The organism is Nostoc sp. (assembly GCF_036917655.1).
Lineage (GTDB): Bacteria > Cyanobacteriota > Cyanobacteriia > Cyanobacteriales > Nostocaceae > Nostoc.
This window is the reverse complement of record NZ_JBALCY010000020.1, coordinates 1-18772: the sequence shown is the minus strand read 5'-3', so window position 1 is coordinate 18772 and position 18772 is coordinate 1. Positions and strand designations below refer to the sequence as shown.

17 protein-coding genes and 3 pseudogenes are annotated in these 18772 nt (G+C 41.6%); 12 read left to right on the top strand and 8 right to left on the bottom strand.

Annotated elements, in window-relative coordinates; translation table 11 throughout:
* Nucleotides 1-249: 249 nt before the first annotated feature.
* The 4 genes and pseudogenes from V7K30_RS10385 to V7K30_RS10375 form a co-directional block, all read right to left on the bottom strand.
* Nucleotides 250-1113, bottom strand: coding sequence for a fasciclin domain-containing protein (locus tag V7K30_RS10385; protein ID WP_334998961.1), 864 nt, complete (start codon nucleotides 1111-1113; stop codon nucleotides 250-252).
* A 717-nt stretch (nucleotides 1114-1830) separates the two neighbouring features.
* Nucleotides 1831-1959 (bottom strand): annotated as a pseudogene (locus V7K30_RS34220) (IS982 family transposase); the annotation flags it as partial.
* 127 nt (nucleotides 1960-2086) lie between these two features.
* A pseudogene (locus V7K30_RS10380) lies at nucleotides 2087-2276 on the bottom strand (hypothetical protein); the annotation flags it as partial.
* 239 nt (nucleotides 2277-2515) lie between these two features.
* The gene (locus V7K30_RS10375) at nucleotides 2516-2944 is read right to left on the bottom strand and encodes a hypothetical protein (RefSeq protein ID WP_334998959.1); all 429 of its coding nucleotides are present in this window, start codon (nucleotides 2942-2944) and stop codon (nucleotides 2516-2518) included.
* A 1127-nt stretch (nucleotides 2945-4071) separates the two neighbouring features.
* Between V7K30_RS10375 and V7K30_RS10370 the strand changes: the two genes are divergently transcribed.
* Complete coding sequence (locus tag V7K30_RS10370) at nucleotides 4072-4713, top strand: hypothetical protein (RefSeq protein WP_334998958.1); 642 nt, start codon at nucleotides 4072-4074, stop codon at nucleotides 4711-4713.
* 90 nt (nucleotides 4714-4803) lie between these two features.
* Nucleotides 4804-6138, top strand: a complete 1335-nt coding sequence (locus V7K30_RS10365; RefSeq protein ID WP_334998957.1) for a hypothetical protein — start codon at nucleotides 4804-4806, stop codon at nucleotides 6136-6138.
* Between the two features lie 103 nt (nucleotides 6139-6241).
* Here V7K30_RS10365 and V7K30_RS10360 read toward each other — a convergent pair whose 3' ends face one another.
* On the bottom strand, nucleotides 6242-7039 hold the full coding sequence (locus V7K30_RS10360; RefSeq protein ID WP_334998956.1) for a superoxide dismutase: 798 nt from the start codon (nucleotides 7037-7039) through the stop codon (nucleotides 6242-6244).
* A gap of 805 nt (nucleotides 7040-7844) precedes the next feature.
* Here V7K30_RS10360 and V7K30_RS10355 point away from each other — a divergent pair.
* Nucleotides 7845-8234, top strand: coding sequence for a hypothetical protein (locus V7K30_RS10355; protein WP_334998955.1), 390 nt, complete (start codon nucleotides 7845-7847; stop codon nucleotides 8232-8234).
* Nucleotides 8235-8299: 65 nt separating this feature from the next.
* Here the strand turns inward: V7K30_RS10355 and V7K30_RS10350 are convergent, their stop codons facing one another.
* Complete coding sequence (locus V7K30_RS10350; RefSeq protein ID WP_334998954.1) at nucleotides 8300-8863, bottom strand: 3'-5' exonuclease; 564 nt, start codon at nucleotides 8861-8863, stop codon at nucleotides 8300-8302.
* A 370-nt stretch (nucleotides 8864-9233) separates the two neighbouring features.
* Between V7K30_RS10350 and V7K30_RS10345 the strand changes: the two genes are divergently transcribed.
* The 8 genes from V7K30_RS10345 (at nucleotide 9234) to V7K30_RS10310 (ending at nucleotide 15191) form a co-directional block, all read left to right on the top strand.
* Nucleotides 9234-9362, top strand: coding sequence for a hypothetical protein (locus V7K30_RS10345; protein WP_334998953.1), 129 nt, complete (start codon nucleotides 9234-9236; stop codon nucleotides 9360-9362).
* 65 nt (nucleotides 9363-9427) lie between these two features.
* A complete protein-coding gene (gene fghA, locus V7K30_RS10340; RefSeq protein WP_334998952.1) occupies nucleotides 9428-10264 on the top strand; it encodes an S-formylglutathione hydrolase in 837 nt (278 codons plus the stop codon).
* 470 nt (nucleotides 10265-10734) lie between these two features.
* Nucleotides 10735-11256: a response regulator gene (locus tag V7K30_RS10335; protein ID WP_334998951.1), complete on the top strand. Its 522-nt coding sequence runs from the start codon at nucleotides 10735-10737 to the stop codon at nucleotides 11254-11256.
* A 55-nt stretch (nucleotides 11257-11311) separates the two neighbouring features.
* Nucleotides 11312-11728 (top strand): pyridoxamine 5'-phosphate oxidase family protein, encoded by a 417-nt coding sequence (locus V7K30_RS10330; protein WP_334998950.1) that lies wholly within the window; start codon nucleotides 11312-11314, stop codon nucleotides 11726-11728.
* Nucleotides 11729-12267: 539 nt separating this feature from the next.
* On the top strand, nucleotides 12268-13290 hold the full coding sequence (locus V7K30_RS10325; protein ID WP_334998949.1) for a DnaJ C-terminal domain-containing protein: 1023 nt from the start codon (nucleotides 12268-12270) through the stop codon (nucleotides 13288-13290).
* On the top strand, nucleotides 13287-13589 hold the full coding sequence (locus V7K30_RS10320; protein WP_334998948.1) for a chaperone modulator CbpM: 303 nt from the start codon (nucleotides 13287-13289) through the stop codon (nucleotides 13587-13589). Before V7K30_RS10325 ends, V7K30_RS10320 begins: the two co-directional genes overlap by 4 nt.
* 205 nt (nucleotides 13590-13794) lie before the next feature.
* A complete protein-coding gene (locus V7K30_RS10315; protein ID WP_334998962.1) occupies nucleotides 13795-13998 on the top strand; it encodes a P-type ATPase in 204 nt (67 codons plus the stop codon).
* Between the two features lie 326 nt (nucleotides 13999-14324).
* Nucleotides 14325-15191 carry a DUF6920 family protein gene (locus V7K30_RS10310; protein WP_334998947.1) on the top strand — a complete coding sequence of 289 codons (867 nt, stop codon included), beginning with the start codon at nucleotides 14325-14327 and terminating at the stop codon, nucleotides 15189-15191.
* A gap of 167 nt (nucleotides 15192-15358) precedes the next feature.
* Here the strand turns inward: V7K30_RS10310 and V7K30_RS10305 are convergent, their stop codons facing one another.
* The gene (locus V7K30_RS10305) at nucleotides 15359-17575 is read right to left on the bottom strand and encodes an FUSC family protein (protein WP_334998946.1); all 2217 of its coding nucleotides are present in this window, start codon (nucleotides 17573-17575) and stop codon (nucleotides 15359-15361) included.
* Nucleotides 17576-17680: 105 nt separating this feature from the next.
* Between V7K30_RS10305 and V7K30_RS10300 the strand changes: the two genes are divergently transcribed.
* Complete coding sequence (locus V7K30_RS10300; protein ID WP_334998945.1) at nucleotides 17681-18436, top strand: Uma2 family endonuclease; 756 nt, start codon at nucleotides 17681-17683, stop codon at nucleotides 18434-18436.
* Nucleotides 18437-18448: 12 nt separating this feature from the next.
* Here V7K30_RS10300 and V7K30_RS10295 read toward each other — a convergent pair.
* A pseudogene (locus V7K30_RS10295) lies at nucleotides 18449-18647 on the bottom strand (RNA-guided endonuclease TnpB family protein); the annotation flags it as partial.
* Nucleotides 18648-18772: the final 125 nt, after the last annotated feature.

The window sequence follows — 18772 nt, the reverse complement described above, 5'->3', positions numbered from 1 at the left end:
TTTAGGACTTACGCATTGACAGAAAAGACCAAGTATGGGTGATTTGAAAAACCACATTCATCGTCGGGGCAATTCATGAATTGCCCCGACGACGCGGGTCTACTTACCATCCATGAATTGATTAATAAAAACCTGAAACGGCGTATTTACGTTCATACACAACATGATTATTTTGTACAGTGCGTAAGTCCTAGTATTAATACTTTATGCCAACCTAATTCTGTTACTGGTTGTATTTATACCTAAAAACTACAAGTCAGGAGGCAAAATCACCTGATCAATTGCGTGGATTACACCGTTGCTGCCTGTAATATCTGCCTGCGTCACTTTAGCATCATTGACAGTCACACCGGTAGCAGGATCAACTTTAACGTTGATGGTGCCGCCTTCACGGCTTTTAACTTCGCCAGACTTCAAATCACTGGACAATACCTTACCAGCTACTACATGGTAAGTTAAGATTTTGATCAATACTTCTTTGTTGCCTGGTTTTAACAATTCTTGCAAGGCATCTGGTGGTAATTTGGCAAAAGCTGCATCAGTGGGTGCAAAAATAGTTAAGTTATCTTTGCCTTGCAAAGCTTCGGTCAATCCTGCTGCTTTCAAAGCCTTGGTTAAGGTGGTAAAGGAAGCGTTTGACTCTACCAACGCTAACAAGTTTTTGCCTTGATTGTCGCTGGCCCCTGGCCCTGGTGGGGTTGTAGTAGGTGTCTCAGTAGATGGTACTTCTGTTGGTGGTGTGGTAGGTTGAGTTTCCGGGGTAATACGTGGGGTGCGGGGTGTAGGTTCACTAGGTGTAGCACCACCACCACGTTTATAGGGAGGCTCGTTGAAAATACTTGGTTTGGGATTTAGCGTCCCACCGCCACTGTTCTGTGCCACTGGTTTGGGTTTGGTATTGCCCTTTTCTTTTTCGGAAGTAACCTCAGCAGGTGTGTATTGAGCGTTTGCTTGAAGGCGTTGTCCCTGGTTATAAGGGGCTTCGTTGAAAATACTGGGGTTAGGATTTAGTGCCTCTTTCGCTTCAGATGGTAAAGTAATCAGGAGGCTGAAACTAGTAAATCCTGCTATGCCTGTTAACGTGGTCAGCAATTTGCTGTAATTTGTCTTCATAAATTTTGTTTGTCTTTTTGATCCACACATTACATAAAGATTTATAACATTTTGCTATGCATAAAATTTAACCGAAGAGGAAAGTAAAATTATTCCTCACAATAGTTTGTGCTGCTGAGGTAAAATATCCAACCTCGGCTGACGCTGACAAGTATGAAATATATTTAGCATATATTTTATGTAAATTGAGCAAATTTTCTCCATCACACCAAAAAGAGTCAAAAAGCCCCACTTTGTGTAGCGTAAATTCTAAGAAAGTGTGAAAATCTTACATCTACAAGTTATGAGTTACAATAAGCTGTGATGAAGATTCTACTAGAAAGCCAATTTATATACAAAGTTGTACGGAAATTAATTGTTGATTCAAAAATCATAAATCCCATACGGGAAAAGGTTATATCTCTAAATTAACCATTGATTATTCAGCAAAAGTACTAAAAATTAAATATCTAGATAACCCAAGTTGCGGGTTATCAAATACAAATTTACTATTGAATGCGATCGCGCACGACCAAGCGCGGTAGCGCCTAGAGCGACCGCGACTCCAACTCAATCACAAGTATAAATACTGGATCAGCTTAAAGTATTAAATTTAACTCATTCCCTAAATGCTTGGGCGTTGAGTGAATGCAAAAATAAATGCTTGGATTTTAAGTAAAAACCCTTGATATCTGAACTGCATGAATTGATCTCGGGAAAACACAAGTGATACTACTAAAAATGGTCTAAAAGATATTCCGTAGTCTCACTCAAGTCTTTCAGTATCATTCCTACTTGATGAAATAAGTCGTTGATTAACATCGATAAATTATGTAATCTCCGATTGAATCGTGATTTTTCTAACAATAGACCTCTTGCAAAAGTCCCTAACACCCCACCCCCAACCCCTAAGAGCTCTTCGGGAGGGGAGCGTTTGCGTTAGCAAATGCAGGGTGGGGTTCTTAATTTTTGATTTATGCAAGAGGTCTATTCTTTGCACCAGTTTATGGTCTTTCATATAGTCACAAGCCTGACTGTGATAAACAAAAGAAAAACATCGCTGCAACCAGTAGCGTAGTAATTATTTCTGCATCACTCATCTCTCGACGAATATCTTCACGGTGTCCAATAGTTTTCAGTAGGTCGTCGATGATAGCATAGATCGCAATTGTTTCGTTTAACATATGCCCCTCTGAATTTTCTGACTCGAGGGGATTTTATTGCTTAAGTAGTCCGGTGCGATCGCACTCCCGCATAACTAGCAACTTGGGTTAAGTAGAGGCATATAGCAGTTATGCCTAATAGTGTAAAAAATCTGACCCAGTAAAACTTATTCACGGGTGTGATTTTTCAGTAGTCTACAGAATGATTGACTAGTAAGAGATAATCGTGCTTTGTTTCATCAAGCTTAATCCTTAATCATTTAGAATCTGTTACTGGGAAAAAGTAGAATATCTATTAATTCGCCCACGACCAAACCCAATACTGCTATGACTGTTAAAATCCAAAAGGAATCTAGCCTGTTTAAGCCCGAAAAGCGCATTTCCAAATCAGCTAAAAGCGTAGTTGCTAAGGGTATGATAAAAAGCCTAAATAATAATGACCAAGTTGCTACTAAAGCAATGGATACACTCAAAAATAATATGACAACTAAGGTTTGAGAGCCAAATTCAACTAAACGCTCTAACCAAGAAATACTCTTTCGCGCTACAGCTATAACCATAGCAGTAACAAAAGCTCCCACTAACCAAATAATATGATTAGCAGCAAGATACCATCCCAGGAGAGTGTAAGCCAATAAGAGTAATACTAAAGGCATTAAAGGAATCCTGTTAAAAAATTCCACATTCATACTGCCAAGGCTTGTAAAAATACCAAGTTAATCTCTTAATTTTAGTCAATAATTGTTACTACTCAAACTTGTAAATATACCAGTTTCGCTCAGGATATTTCTCTATCTACAGAGCCAATTTAAGGACATACTCTTTGCTCGTGACAATATATAGCCCTACTTAATCATTTGTGCATAACACTTAGAAGTCGGGAATCTGAGCCTTAGACACTTATAAGGTCTGGGGTAACAACAATTAGCTAAATTGTCAATTTTATACTTAGTAATCTAATTTAACTTTGTTTGATGCGATCGCTTGTAGCTTAAAGTTCAGACAATCAGCCTTATCCAGCAATAGTAATATATCTTTGTACGTACTTGTTTTTTATAGAAGTTGTTTTTATAACAATAAACTACTGACTTAATAACAATAGTATTAGGTTGTAAAATACTAGCGATCTGTAAATAGATTGACTTTGGCTCTCAGCTATTTGCGATGAAATTTAATGAAGAGGTGGTTACAATTCACCGTGTACAACTTTGATAACTGTCCACAATACTGTTGCATGTCTCAAGCTCATGGTAATATTATTTTACTGTTAGGAGATATTATTTTATACATCAATTTGTAACCATGCTGAAACAGCTAGTTAGGTGTGCTACCTCCAGAAAAAAAAATTATTCAATCCACCCAGGAAACCCACAAAAGCGCCAACGTGCAAAGCACAGAGCTTTTGAAAGTCTGTCTATATAAGGTACTAAATAGCTAACAAAGCCATTTTTTAAGAATCATGACAGCCATTGTCAGAAGGTTTTATGCCTTCTGACAATGGCAAAAAATTAGACAAGAATAAATAGAAAAGTTTTGACACGATGTCAATTGTTTTTTGTATATATAAAAATATCAAAAAGCCCAATTTGTCTTGTCAATAAGATATTAATATCGTGTGTTTTATTTAGATATTGATTCTCTTTGTGCTTAGTTACCTATATATAAAAGTCCTATTTGATTGGTGAAAACTTAAGCTACCCTCGACCAAATGAGGCAAACTCTTAAATTTAACAAATGATTTAGGACTGCTAGATCAATCCTGATTTAGTAACGACTCGATTATTAACAACGTAAAAGAGTAACAGGAAAAATAAATATGAATATCATTGTTCGTTTGTTTGGAGCGATCGTTCTCCAAGTATCTGCATTGGCTGCGATGTCTAGTATGGCAATGTCTGATGACAAGCCTCTACGTGTCTATACCCAGGAGACTCCTGCTGTTTCTCAACGAAAAACAACACAGAGGATTTGCTCCTTAGATCCCATTGATGATTTATTACCTCCACCACAGACTAAGGCAAGTAATTCTTTGCTTTCTTACCTTGCTGAACAGGGTTTTACACAGAATCAAGAGGGTTCCTGGGTCTGTTATGCGAACGATCCTAAAAAAGAAGGGCGTTACTTTACTCTGTTTAAGGTTAAACAAGTTAATGGCAGGCTCATAGCAAGTTCTTTCCTAGATGAGGGCAGTCTGATTCCGGGGCAGGAAAATCGTAGCTTGGACTTCTTTATGATGCTGATTAAGCGTCATATGAATACTAGTCAAGAGAACCGTCAAGGTATACGTAGGTATTTAGAAGCCTTCGTTTCCTTAGTAAAGCAAGGGAAGATCAAACCCACGCGTCGTGGGTTTCTTTTCGACCAACCAAACCGGGCATTGGTCTTATATCACACACTCTCATCAGGAAATCTCAAAGGTACCGGAATCACAATCAACATTTCTTTACTTAAAAGTTGAACTAGGGAGTGGGGAGTGGGGAGTGGGGGACAAGGAGAATAACAATGCCCAATGCCCAATCAAATTGCTGTCGTTTAGTGGAGGTGCATCTTGCCTAAATCAATTGTTCAAAGAATTGCGATGTCGAAGGCGGTTTGCTTTGCAACCATCGCATTCTCATCTGTTGCAGTAGTACTCACTACGTGTCAGTCTGCTTTTGCACAACTAAATATTGGACGCTATGGTATCCAACAAGGACTGGAGTCTGAGTATCTCCAGTACCAAATCGATAACCAGAATCTGAGCCAGATGCGAGTCATTCCTGCATGTAATGTCGGATTTGGTCTGACCTGCAATAAAACTGGATCGGTAATCCAACGATTACTGGAGTTAAACGACGGGACTAGCTATCAAAACCTTCTGATCCGAGCAGCCGGTGGGGAGAAAAACTTCCAGAATTTCGCTAGCTTTTACGGTAACAATCCCAATCTCTCTGCGGTGCCTTACGCCTCATTTTGGAGAAACGAATCCCCCGCAATCATGGATAGTTCCCAATACCTTCTTGGACAACCTTTTGGTCGCAACCCAGTAGAAGGACTCGGACTTGTAACCAAGCAGTTCTATTGGTCACCATACTCAGGAGTGAATAACTCGGTCAGCCTCCGTAATGGATTACTAGACTTGAAATTGTCATACGGACGACTGCTGTTAGAGGAGACCTCAAAAATTTCCAACATTAAGGAGCAGATTGAATCTCTGGGTCTGTCGCCAGAGATGACTAATTTTTATTTAGATAAAATCTCTACAGGCTTGGATGCGTTGAGTTCTGGAGATCAGAACCAACTCCAAAAGAGGATTTTTGAAGTACTATCCTTTCCATACTCCGAAGATGGTGGGGAACTCGGACGCCCCAATAACGCGATTCCACAAGAATTGAATCAGCTTATCGGAGAAGGTGTCCCAGGAGATATTTTACTGAGTGACAATCCAATAGCGTTGGAGGGAGAAGCTATGGGACTCGATACTTTCCCTGACGCTGTGGGAGATGTTTTGGTACAAGACAGTTCTGATTCCTTTCCACTCTGGCCAATAATCGGAATTGGGGGTCTTGGTTTAATTCTGCTTCTACTACTTAATGGGCATAGTTCTTCAGCTCAAGCATCTGTTTCTTCAGGAAATACACCTACACCTTTACCTACACCTTTACCTAAACCTTTACCTACACCTTTGTCTCTCACCAGCAAAGGCGAATGCGATCTGACTCCTAGTGGTAATGGTTCTGATCACACACAGATCATTGAGATTCCATGTAATGTTACTCCTAAAACCCCTACGGAAGTGAAAAAGGTAGTGGAGCCATCAATGATCAAAGCGCTTGTATTGCTAATTGTTCTACTATGCATAGTTCGTTACAAACACCGATCTTTAAAAATCCGTAATTCGTAATTATGTTACATAAGGGTATTTAGACCTTACCTAAAACAAAGCTACCTGTGGAGGTAGCTTTGTACAGATTTATATGGGCGATTTGACGTTCTTGATAGTATTGCTACCGAGGCTGTTGTGATGAAAGTTGCGATCGCCTATTAATCTGGGGCCAATTCACTACATTCCACCAATTATTCAAATACTCAGCCCGACGGTTGCGATATTTCAGGTAATAAGCGTGTTCCCACAGATCATTACCCATAATCGGATATGAACCGTCCATAATCGGGCTATCCTGATTTGCTGTGGTAACAATCTGGAGTTGATTTTGAGGATTGCGTACTAGCCAAACCCAACCACTACCGAAGCGAGCGGTACCTGCTTCGTTAAACTGTTTTTTAAAAGTATCAAAACTGCCAAAAGTTTGGTTAATTTCTTGAGCGATCGCTCCCGATGGTTGTCCACCACCTTGGGGACTCATAAGTTGCCAAAAAATCGTGTGGTTGAGGTGACCGCCAGCGTTATTACGTACCTTTGTCCGAATATCTTCAGGTACACTGTTCAAATCCACTAGTAAAGCTTCAACACTTCTTTTTTGCAAATCTGGATACTGCTTCAATGCATCATTTAAGTTCTTGACATAGGTAGCATGGTGTGCATCGTGATGCAATTTCATTGTTTCAGCATCAATAGCTTTTCCTAGTGCCCCATAAGCATAAGGCAATGGTGCTAGCTGTGCGGGAAAAGCAGTAAGTGCCCTATTAGGATAAGCTACAGGGGGAAATGACTTAGCAACCGTTGGTGTTGGTGTAGAAGATTGTGCCTCAGCTATTAGTACTGGTTCATAATAAATTACCAGAATTGTCAGCACAATTGTTGTGAAGAAAAAAACTATTGTTTTTCGCCAAAACCTTATCATAAATTGTATCCTCAAAATCAATATTATTTGGCTTGTAATCTGATCATGGACTGTTATTTTGCAGCCCAATCAAGCCAAATATATATCTTACCTTAGTTTTCAAGTAATTCTAGCAAAAATACTTAAGAGAATAGAATTAATCACTGCCAATGCATGGGGCCACTTAACGCACTCCAAAAGCCCCATCTTCAGCGAAAAACCTCTACTAGATAAGCTGCCAATGCAAAAAAATAATTGCATTCAAAACTTTTGTAATAAATATGACTTAAAAGTGACGTAGCTTTTGTGTCTAGAAACTTTTAAGAATATTTTTCAATACATTTTAACATAAAAATATCTAGTTATAAGTCCATTATCTAATTTCTTCCCTTGGGTATATAACTTAAAATTACAAGCAAAACTCTTGACAGATATAGCTGAAGTTTTATTTTGCTAAACCTATAATTAAAACCTTGTCAACATGAAAATTTGAGCTACTGATAACTGTGTCGTAATTTTCATTTAATTAAAGTGCTGATGAAAAAGCCTAATCTATAAATATCCTTATTTACCCATATTTTTTGATATCTATATCTCTAATATTTGCGACTTTTAAATTTTCATGATGAATGTAAAGCCAAGTATTCTTTGTAAATTCATACTGAATTTTATTTATAAAAAAATGTTTATATATTTCCAATAGAAGAGTCTTGTCAACCTAATTATGATGAAAGAGTAATAGATCGGATCTTTTTCAAAATGACTAGTTAGTTACCCGGCGATCAAAAATCAAGGCAGTAAAGACATATAGCAAAAGGTAAATAATATGTATCATGATCAAAGCTTGCAAAAAACTGTAGCAGCCAATAGTAATTTACCTCAATTAATCCTGAGTGAAGCAAAAAAGAATCAAGCACAAACGCATGAATTAACTATCCCTGATATAGCGATATCTTTATCTCCTGTTGGCTTTATAATTGGTTGGATAGTTTTTTTCATAATATTGCGAAAAATCAGGGCATTTTTAGATGATAAAATGGTTTTTTCCATCAACGGGTTCCACAAAGTTGCCTGTAAAAACTGTCATTTTTATTCCAATAATCATTATCTAAAATGTGCAGTGAACCCTTCTATTGTTCTCACAAAAGAAGCGATGAATTGCTCTGAATACTCACCCATTAATAAAAAATTTTCCTCCAAAAATCCCTTTAGCTAGGCAGGACAAGTCTATTGGGATTTCAAACCCGAATCGCTGCGTCTATCTTTGGAACTTCTAATTATTCAGCTTAGTTTTTTAATTTTAATCTGTCTGTAGATAGCTGCAATATTGCGGGCATCATCAATACCACGATGGTGTGTGCCTTTCAATTCTATTCCTAGCTCATTGAGAGCTAGTGCCATGCCAAATTTTTTAGACACGCCAAGATATTCTGAAAATTCCTCTTTGATATTTATATGTTCTGAAGTAAAAGGATAAGGGAAATTATGAAACGCGCAATCTTGAATAAATTGCTTTTTGTCGTAATTGCCCCAAGAACAAAAAACATGATCGGGAAATGAATCAATCCATTGTTTGAAGCGAGAAATTGCCTCGATAAATTTTGGTGCTTCGTCAACATCTTGCTGGCGAATACTAGTCAATTCGGTGCAAAAACCTGTCAGTTGCGGATGTCTCACAGGTTGAATGAATTGCTGAAACTCGGAATCAATTTCCCAGGTTGCTCGATTGAGCATCACCGCACCAATTTCGATGATTTCCATTTCGTGACGAGGAATAGTCTTACTGTCACAGCACGTAGCCTCCAGATCGACTATCAGATAATAGTGGGATCTTATAGTTTTCATATTAGGTAATAGAGATTGGTAATTAGTATCAATAATTATTTCTACGCATTTTTTGAAAATTTACATAACTAATATTTGTAATTGCATTGTAACTTTTGCACTACAAAATTGCAATGCTTACAGCTTTTTTTATCTATTTGAACCACAACCCCCTGTAGAGAAGCACATCTGTGCGCCCCTCCTAAGCTGAAAAGACAAAAGCTTTGAGTGAGTCACGGTAGTTTTTGTGCGATGGGCTGCTGTGGAGGTGAGTGCGATCGCGCTGACTCATAACTCATAACTCATAACCAATGACTATGCACCATGTTTACAAAGGATTTCGAGCGATGATTGTACCAGAAATGGAATCCACCACCTCCGCACCAATCAAGTGCAAATTTCACAGGGTATTGCAATGGGATTTGATGAGATCGAACGCAGGTTAGACCACATTCGTGAACAATTAATTGAAATGAAGGCGTATTTAATTCAAAATCAAGGCACTGTTCGCGGTGCGTAAGTTTCTGGGGATTCACGCTAAAATAATCATTCTCCGGCAGCTGCTCAGGAAAGAGAATATAACCAATGCCTAACCTCAACCTCATTTCAGAATATAAAAGCTTTGGTGGCAAACTTGGCTTTTACAGTCATCCCTCCTCAACCTGTAACGGTGAAATGCGCTTTGCTGTCTATCAACCACCACAAGCAACTCAAAAACCTGTGCCGATTCTCTATTTCCTCTCTGGGTTGGCTTGCACAGAAGAGAATTTTATAGTTAAGGCGGGGGCGCAGCGCTACGCGGCTGAGTATGGCTTGATGCTGGTTACGCCAGATACTAGTCCTCGTAACACAGGTATTCCTGGTGAGGATGATGACTGGGATTTTGGCACGGGTGCGGGCTTTTATGTTGATGCGACAGAAGAACCGTGGCGTCAACACTACCAAATGTATAGTTATATTGTCCAAGAATTACCTGCTTTGATTACCGCAAATTTCCCCACCCAACCTGAGAAACAAGGCATTTTCGGCCATTCGATGGGGGGACACGGGGCGCTTGTCTGTGCAATGAAAAACCCAGAACTCTACAAATCAGTATCAGCCTTTGCACCTATCACTGCACCTATGCGTTGTCCTTGGGGTCAAAAGGCTTTCAGTAGTTATCTTGGCAGCAATCAAGAAAGTTGGCGTGTAAATGATGCTAGTGAATTAGTCAAGCAAGTAGGATATCACAGTCCAATTCTTATTGACCAAGGGACTGCTGATAAATTTTTAGCTGAACAATTACTGCCAGACGTGTTTGAGCAAGCTTGTGCAGATGTTAACCAGCCGCTAAACTTGCGTTACCAAGAAGGCTATGACCACAGTTATTATTTTATCGCCAGTTTTATTGAAGATCATATCCGTCACCATGCGTTAGCGTAACTTACCGTAGGTATCGCTTTATTAATTACAGCAGTTTTCATCTATTTAGACCCCACATTTCTATAGGATTCTTATTTGATTTTTGAACAGATTTTGTTTTTATTTATACTTATAGGTTTACGTACCAGATCATAATCTTTTTCAACAATCAAACAGGATTGCTATAGTCATCCTCACTATTCAGACCTTTTATTTCGTCACGTGCGTTTGGGAAAACTTTACTGGCGTTGTCGCTGCTGCCATCAGGAAATGCCAGTTTAAAAAACCAGACCGGAAAAAAGGAATTCAGATTTGACACTTTTCTTAATTTTTATATTGTAGTCAAACAAATAACCCCAGAAATGAAACAGTACCCTGTCATGCTGTAGGGAAATCAATAAGACATCAGTCACCCTAGACCCGGTTAACTCCTCTCTAGGGTTGCCAGGTTTTTTAGCACTGTTGCACGTGAAATCAGGATTGGGGCTGCGATGTATCCAAATAATAGATTTCCTACTAATTATCCATCCCTCGAAGGGCTGCGAGTACTGCTTGTAGACGATAATGTCGATTTCTTCTGCGGCTTGATGACACTGTGGCTGCAACCCTATGGTGTAGAGGTGCAAACGGCATTTTCAGGTAATCAAGCTCTGGAAATATTTGGGCAATGGCAACCTGATGTCCTCGTGAGTGACATCAGGTTGCCAAAAAAGAATTGCCATGCCCTGATTCAACAAGTGAGAACCAAAGCGGGAGAGCGAGGGGAAGTAGTGCTAGCCATTGCTGTGACAGCCTATGCCAATAAAAACATGCTTCAACGTGCTCTGTGTGATGGATTTGATCTGTGCTTCACCAAACCCCTGGATTTTGATGAATTTTTTGCTGTGCTTGCCTGTTTAGTGATTTGCCAACAGTCCTCATATGCGATCGCCCAACGGATTTTGGGTCATGTCCCTAAACATGGTGATCTAAGTCTTGGTCAACAACACATTAGTAACTCATTAATCAATTAAATCTTTATTCTGGAGAATGACCATGTTAGATATCGATGAAATGGGCACAAAAGAGATGCATGATCTCTTGCAGAAAGTAGGACATGGGCACTTAGGTTGTGCGCTTGAGGGACATCCCTATGTTGTGCCTATGCACTATTATTTTGAAGAGCCAAACATCTACATCTTCACTACGGTTGGGATGAAGACCAAGTATATGGACGCGAATCCAGAAGTCTGTTTGCAAGTTGAAGAAGTCAACGATCTCAAGCATTGGCGCAGCGTTACTGTCACGGGTCAAGCCGAACACATCACTCTTCAACAAGACATCGATCGCGTGATGCAATTTGTCAAAACCCAAAATCCAACGCTTTCGCCCGCTATTAATCGAACCTGGATTGATGCCTGGGGTCGTGGGGAGGAGATGGCGCTCTACCGTATCCATCCCAGTGAGATGAGTGGACGAACCACTGATGGAGTCAGCAGTCGGTAAGAACTGAGAGACCTCAACCGTTGAGACTGTTGACCGAATTTACGATGTTTAAATTTTGTCAAATGGAATTGAAGATTCAAAATCCAAAATTTAATGCATGTCTCTTGAAAAAGCGAATTTAAACGCGAGAATAATTTTATAGGACTCATATTTGATTTTTGAAATACACGTAGGGTGCGTTAGCAAGGAGAGTACGGCACCATCCCAAGCTTCTGGTGCGTTACGACGTTCCGTCTAACACACCCTACAAATACTTAAATTTTTTCATAAATCAAATCTGATTCCTATATTATCCAAACATCGTAAATTAAATGGCTTGCCCCTGACTTGATTGCTATGAGTCAATCTAAAATCTAAAATCTAAAATCCAAAATTGGTTGACGGAAACACGATTCTTCTAAGTCGAGGCTTTACCAACGACATTGCAGACTAACGGTAAAACTCCACCAACAGGCTGATGAACTGGATATTAAAAGATTTTGAGAATCAGGAATAACTTACTACCCACCGCAGAATAACCCGCTATTGAGAGGTCAGTAATGCCAACTGCAACGGATTTTAAGGACTATTACGCCATCTTGGGAGTAAGCAAAACAGCAACTCCTGAAGAAATCAAACGGGCTTACCGCAAATTTGCCCGCAAGTACCATCCTGACCTCAATCCTGGAGATAAAGACGCAGAGGCAAAGTTCAAAGACCTGAACGAAGCAAATGAGGTTCTCTCTGAGCCAGAGAAGCGGCAGAAGTACGATCAGTTTGGTCAGCACTGGAATCAAGCAAGTCAGGGCGGATCTCCGCCACCTGGAAGGGGTTCTACTGTCTCCACCGAAGATTTTGAGCAGTATGGTGACTTTGATTCGTTTATCAACGATCTGCTGGGTGGAATGAGAGGTCGATCGCAATCTAGAACCCACACCCATCAGACGGCTCCGGGTGGCTTTGATGATTTTGGTGACGGATTTCGTTCTCAAGCTCCCGCACCGGATACCGAAGCTGCGATCGCACTCACATTTTCCGAAGCGTTTCACGGTGTCCAAAAGCGGCTGCTTCTTGGTGCAGTTGCTCTCAACGGAAACCGCCAAAACGGCACTGCACCGCAAGACGACGAAACGATTAACGTCCGTATTCCCGCAGGCGCAAAACCAGGCAGTCGAATTCGGATCAAGGGTAAAGGTCGTCCTAGTGTATTCTCTCAACAGCGCGGCGATTTGTATCTAACTATCGAAGTGTTACCGCATCCCTTCTTTCGATTTGAGGGCGATGATCTGGTTTGTGACATTCCACTTCGCCCCGATGAAGCGGTTTTAGGGGCAGAAATCAGTGTACCAGCCCCCGATGGCAGCGTCACGGTAAAAGTTCCCAAAGGGGTGCGATCGGGGCAATCGCTAAGACTGCGCGGCAAAGGCTGGACATTGCCAAAAGGGGGACGAGGTGATTTATTTGCCAAACTTCAGATTGTCACGCCGAAAGACCTCAGTCCGATTGAGCAAGAATACTACGAAAAAATCCAGGCAAATACCAGCTTTAACCCGCGTGCCCAGTTAGAGGAGATTAAGTTATGACCTTCAGCCTTTCAAAAACCGTGGTTTCACTCGAAGGCGAGCAACTCTACACCTTTGAATATGCTGCGTTGATGACTGAGACTTCGATTACGCTTGTGAAGTTTTATGCTGAGTTAGGCGTAATCGAACCAATCGGCTCCATGCTGCATCCCCGCGAGATTGCTAGAATTGCTCAGATTCAGCGGTTGCGTCAAGATTTGGGGCTGAACTTAGTCGGAGCCGCCATGGTGCTAGATATGGCGACTGAAATTGCCCAATTACGGGCACAGCTTAAGGTGTATCAGTCTGATCAATTCTAAAGCCGGGAATTTTAGTCACTCCTGAAATAGACCAATTATTTCCCCGATAGTCAGAAGCAATGCCGCTTGCAGCTCCTTAAATTGGGGCTGTCAAAGGTATAGCAAAACCTTTAATCATAAAATCTTATGAGTAATTTTTCTCCTGTGTTGCAAAGCCGAACGGAATGGCAGGCAGGGCCTTTGAGAATGGGAAAGCCAAAAAGTCATCATTCGACCTGGCGTATTACCTGCTGAAACTGGACTGGGCCAACGCACCAATTCCCTCTATATGGGAACTAATGTAATTAGTGGAACGGCGAAAGCAGTAGTCGTTCATACTGGAAAAGAAACTGAATTCGGCAAAGTATCGGAACGCCTGAAACTCAGACCTCCCGAAACGGAATTGTTTTATCAGCGAGTGAAATTTTGAGGTGAGGTACTGCTGGGCTAGAGAAATTGGAATCGGGGAGGAATTGGTAAGCTGTTCTACATCTACAGGACTTACGCAAAAAAGTTCTGAAGTAGCGGTAATTCATGAATTACCGCTACGACAAATCAGGTTTTTGAGACAATTTTGCGTAAGTCCTAATCTAGTTTGCATATCTAAATTTAATGAAAGTCTTGTGGTGGGGGACGGAAAGCCCGCACCGGATGGGCTAGAAACCCATCCTACAAGATTTTTCTAATGCACTATTTTAGTCTTGCCACGCCACTATATATACTTAGATTTTTTCAAAAATCAAATCGGATTGCTATATGTGGATTAAATGGATCGCACTCATTATTGTTTCAATAATAGTTTGTATTGGACTAGCTAGCATTTACGGCAGATTTCGGTGGCAGTCGGGTACCGATAAATTACGTGCCAAGTTAGCAAGTGGGCGGCGGATAATTAAGCCCAAAATCTATGATCAAAAAGAGATTGAAGGTTTGCCAGCCCCAGTGCAGCGATTCTTTCGGACAGTACTCAAGGATGGACAACTGATCGTGGCTGCTGTCAAATTCGTCCATCAGGGACAGTTCAATATGGGTGAGACGGAAGCCAAGTGGAGTCCGTTTACCTCCACACAACTTGTCGTCACTCAGCGTCCAGGTTTTGATTGGGATGGACGCATCCACATGGCACCAAAACTGAAGGTGTTTGTCCATGATGCCTATGTGTTAGGGGAAGGCACCTTACATGCATCATTACTCGGTCTTGTCACTCTTGCAAATGTGCGCGGTACGCCTGAAGTGGCCCAAGGTGAACTGCTCCGGTTCCTAGCAGAAGCGGCGTGGTATCCTACTGCCCTGTTACCCAGTCAGGGTGTGCGCTGGGAAGCAATCAACGATATCTCCGCTCGCGGCACTCTAACAGATGGTGCAACAACTGTCTCCCTAGTATTTCGTTTTAATACCGAAGGGTTAATCGATACCATCTATGCTGCGGCTCGTTATCGCACTGTTGGCAGCAGTCTGGTGGCAATGCCGTGGTCAGGTCGATTTTGGGAGTATACGGTTCGGAATGGGATGTACATCCCCCTAGAGGGCGAAGTCGCATGGCAAACGCCAGAAGGCTCCTGGCCCTACTGGAGAGGTCAGATTACAGAGATTAACCATGAGTTCGCGCCACCAACAGGCTGAAGACTAGGGCAGTAAGGTATTTAGAGCTTTGGGTGTGGCTGATCGCGATTTTAATCAAGATTCATTCATATCCCTCCGTATTGTCTCGTAGTCTTGTTCAAAAATAAAATAGGAGTCCTATATCTTTTGCATCTTTGCACCTTTGCGTGAGATCAAAAAAATGTGCTTCATTTAGCTGATATGATCCGTAGCATCGCTGAGTGCATAGCAGTCAACCGCCGAACAATCTGGTCAATCTCCAAATCTAATATGCTGTAATCAATGACTGCTTGACGAATCGGTGTATGTCCTTGATTGACAGCTAGCTCTTGTATCCGGGCTGTACGCAGTGCTTGCAGGTGCGGTTGGATTTTTTGCAGCGTTTCTTCCAAGTCAGGCAAGGGCGGTGGGGTAATTCCCTGCTGTACTGAATCAGCTAACTGCTCTAACAGTAGCGAAATTTGGCGGACAAAGGTTTCTAATTCCGGGAGTGGCACTGTTCCTCGAAAATGTTCGAGATGTACTGCCAAAACTGTCACGGCGTTAGTAAAACGTCCCATGTACATCAGCAACGTCATTACTGGTTCTACTAATTCTTTGTGCATTTGGGGTTCGCGCAGCAATCCTTGGAAGGAGGCTTGGGCATTGCTAATTGCTAGTCCAGTTTGTCGCCGTTGACTGATAATGGTAGAGTCACGCTCCTTTGTCCCCTGGTAAACAGCCATCACATCCCGAAAGTATTTGTGACATTCTCGTAGCGCTGTGGCGAGTTGACTGGGTAAGCGATCGCGTTCCCAATTTGGCCAGATAAAGTAATGACTCGCAAAAGCTAGTCCCGCCCCAATTAATGTATTCAACACCCGAAAGCCAGCAAATTGCCAGCCAATGGGATGACCTATATCGATAATCAGTAAGACAAATATTGACAAGAAAACCACCGAATACCCATAGTTGAAACGGATCAGGGAAACGCCAAAAAATACTGTCAGCAAAATGATTATGTCTAATACAGGCTGACTCGTGATGGTTGCAAGTAGGACAGCAGCTAACACAGCTCCCAAGATAGTTCCACCAACTCGCTGGAAAAACCTCTGGAAAGTTGCACCCAAGTTCGGTTTGAGGACTAGCATGATTGTCAGTGTCACCCAATACCCCATTGGTAAATTGGTAATGCTGTATAATATTACGCCTACAGCTAGAGATACACCAATGCGGAGAGCATGGCGAAAGATTGCTGAGTCTAAGGTGAGGTTTTCTTTGAGTAAATTTAAGAGCGATCGCTGTTCCTCTTCAACTAAAAGAAGTCTATCTACATCGCGTTGACTCATCTTGCTGTGTTCTACCAGAGATTTAGCTGTCTGAGCCGTGTATTGCAATTGCTTGATCAGCTTTTCGATCATCAGCACCAAGTTACTGAGAGCAACGAGAGTTGTGTAATCTGTCTCACTCCCAGCAATTACTTTTCTTTGCAGACTTTCTTGTTCCTTCAGTGCCTCATAGATGCGGTTGAGATTTCCTAGATCGATGCTGGTAGGCTTGCCAGATATGGCTTTCGCTATGGCTTGCAGAATGACTGATATTTGTTGGAGTGCATCGTCTACTAATTGCTGGACTGCGTGATATTGCTGTTGTTTTAAATGAGTTTGTAGTAACTCTGTTAAGGCAATAACTGAGCCAAGCAAGCGATCGCCATCCTGAATTAGCACCAATAACTGCTCATCCATCCAACTCCGAGCCGGCTTTCCAATCCGTGCAGTACCTAAAGTAGTCCGTGCTGTCTCTAATGCCTTTCTAATTTCGAGAATATTTTCAGTTATTGCTACTTTACCTCCAAATGCCTGAATGTAGTTGGCGATTGCACTGAAGCAATCAGCCAAAGCTATCCGTAGTGGATCATAAGGTCTAAAAGGCCACATTACTAAGGAAAGTAGCATCGCCCATCCCCCGGCAATTAGACATAACAGCGATCGCATGAGTGCGGATTCTAAGTCTCCTGGCTGTGCGATCGCGGAAATAAATGATATCCCTACCACCAGACCGACATTTGCACCAGCATTACCGTACAGCGACGCCAAACCGGAAGCAAGTCCCCAGAGAAATATCAGCACCACAGCTAGCGCTGGTACTTTAGCGACTAAAGTACCCACAAATACTGAAACAGCTATTCCCAAAGTAGCAGCAGCCATCGCCCTAGCTTTGATCCGGTAAGGGTCACCAACATTCGCTAAATTGACAAAATAAGCCATTAAACCAAGCAATAATCCGCTTTCCCTTTGGTTGATCAGTTGCCCAATTAGCATAGGAACACCCAACGCTAACGCGGCTCGCAAGCCATTAGATATTGCTGGTTTTCCTGGCTCTGACTGGATCAGAAACTTAAGGAAATTACTTCGATTCAACTGCATGGTTTTTGTTAACAAAACAAAATTCTTATCTGGATTTTCTTAATATTCTTATATATTTAGCCGTCCTGGAAGCGATAAGATCAAAAATAAATTCATGTTGTGTTTATGGCAACCCAACTCAGTGAAGCCAAATCCCAAACTGAACTGGTAATCTCTTGGGAAGCCTTACCCAAGGATTTTCAACTAGAGGATGAACCAGTGGAGAATACCGGTCAGCCACTTTTGGCTGGTGCTTTGCGTGAAAGCCTAGAAATCAGTGGATTCATCCAACCCCAGATGTTGATAGCTTCAAACTTTGGTCTTTGTGCGACAGTGAACGGGCAATTTATTGCCAAAGCACCTGACTGGGTTTATGTGCCGTCGGTTAATGAAGTTGTGGGTAATCGCAAAAGTTATACACCCAATTTAGAAGGGGATATTCCAGCGATCGCTATCGAATTTTTATCCGATACTGAGGGTGGAGAATATTCGGTTAAGCGAAGTTATCCCCCAGGAAAATGGTTTTTCTACGAGCAAATTTTGCAGATTCCCATCTACATAATTTTTGAACCAGATGGCGGTTTATTAGAATATTATCAACTAGAAAATAAACGCTATGAGTTAAAGTTACCCGACGAAAATGGTCGTCATTGGATTGATCTAATGGGCTTATTTTTGGGAACTTGGCAAGGAACAAAAGAAGGGCGAACTGGTTATTGGTTGCGCTGGTGGGATCAAGCTGGTAATTTATTACCGTGGGCTGTGGAACAGATTGAACAAGAACGCCAGCGCGCTGAACAAGAACGCCAGCAAAAAGAACGACTGATTGCTTATTTGCAATCTCAGGGTATTGACCCGAATAATTTGCCTGGGTTTGAGTAGAAAGTGACGTACCTACACTTCCTGAGTACAGGTAAGTGTAGGCTTCTCAACGACTCTTCTATGAAGACATTGGTTGAGCTTTGAGGGCGTGCGTCCCACGCGCCTTTATAATAATCGAAGCATTCAAATCTCGGCACAAACTGATATGACACACAGGGCAGTTATGCATTCTTTGAGATAATGGTTTTTTAACTTTGTTACCACAGCTAGAGGTAGGGTCGAGGAGAGCGTTACTGCTCTACCCCTCCCATCCGAAACCGTGCGTGCGACTTTCACCGCACACGGCTACTCAGTGTGTTAACTATTTGTCATTTTCAGGCTTCCTAACCTTTAACC

Excerpts from the sequence above, each read along its gene's own strand:
- V7K30_RS10385 (WP_334998961.1), bottom strand. The coding sequence starts at position 1,113 with ATGAAGACAAATTACAGCAAATTGCTGACCACGTTAACAGGCATAGCA.
- V7K30_RS10375 (WP_334998959.1), bottom strand. The coding sequence starts at position 2,944 with ATGAATGTGGAATTTTTTAACAGGATTCCTTTAATGCCTTTAGTATTA.
- V7K30_RS10370 (WP_334998958.1), top strand. The coding sequence starts at position 4,072 with ATGAATATCATTGTTCGTTTGTTTGGAGCGATCGTTCTCCAAGTATCT.
- V7K30_RS10360 (WP_334998956.1), bottom strand. The coding sequence starts at position 7,039 with ATGATAAGGTTTTGGCGAAAAACAATAGTTTTTTTCTTCACAACAATT.
- V7K30_RS10355 (WP_334998955.1), top strand. The coding sequence starts at position 7,845 with ATGTATCATGATCAAAGCTTGCAAAAAACTGTAGCAGCCAATAGTAAT.
- V7K30_RS10350 (WP_334998954.1), bottom strand. The coding sequence starts at position 8,863 with ATGAAAACTATAAGATCCCACTATTATCTGATAGTCGATCTGGAGGCT.
- fghA (WP_334998952.1), top strand. The coding sequence starts at position 9,428 with ATGCCTAACCTCAACCTCATTTCAGAATATAAAAGCTTTGGTGGCAAA.
- V7K30_RS10335 (WP_334998951.1), top strand. The coding sequence starts at position 10,735 with ATGTATCCAAATAATAGATTTCCTACTAATTATCCATCCCTCGAAGGG.
- V7K30_RS10330 (WP_334998950.1), top strand. The coding sequence starts at position 11,312 with ATGCATGATCTCTTGCAGAAAGTAGGACATGGGCACTTAGGTTGTGCG.
- V7K30_RS10325 (WP_334998949.1), top strand. The coding sequence starts at position 12,268 with ATGCCAACTGCAACGGATTTTAAGGACTATTACGCCATCTTGGGAGTA.
- V7K30_RS10320 (WP_334998948.1), top strand. The coding sequence starts at position 13,287 with ATGACCTTCAGCCTTTCAAAAACCGTGGTTTCACTCGAAGGCGAGCAA.
- V7K30_RS10310 (WP_334998947.1), top strand. The coding sequence starts at position 14,325 with ATGTGGATTAAATGGATCGCACTCATTATTGTTTCAATAATAGTTTGT.
- V7K30_RS10305 (WP_334998946.1), bottom strand. The coding sequence starts at position 17,575 with ATGCAGTTGAATCGAAGTAATTTCCTTAAGTTTCTGATCCAGTCAGAG.
- V7K30_RS10300 (WP_334998945.1), top strand. The coding sequence starts at position 17,681 with ATGGCAACCCAACTCAGTGAAGCCAAATCCCAAACTGAACTGGTAATC.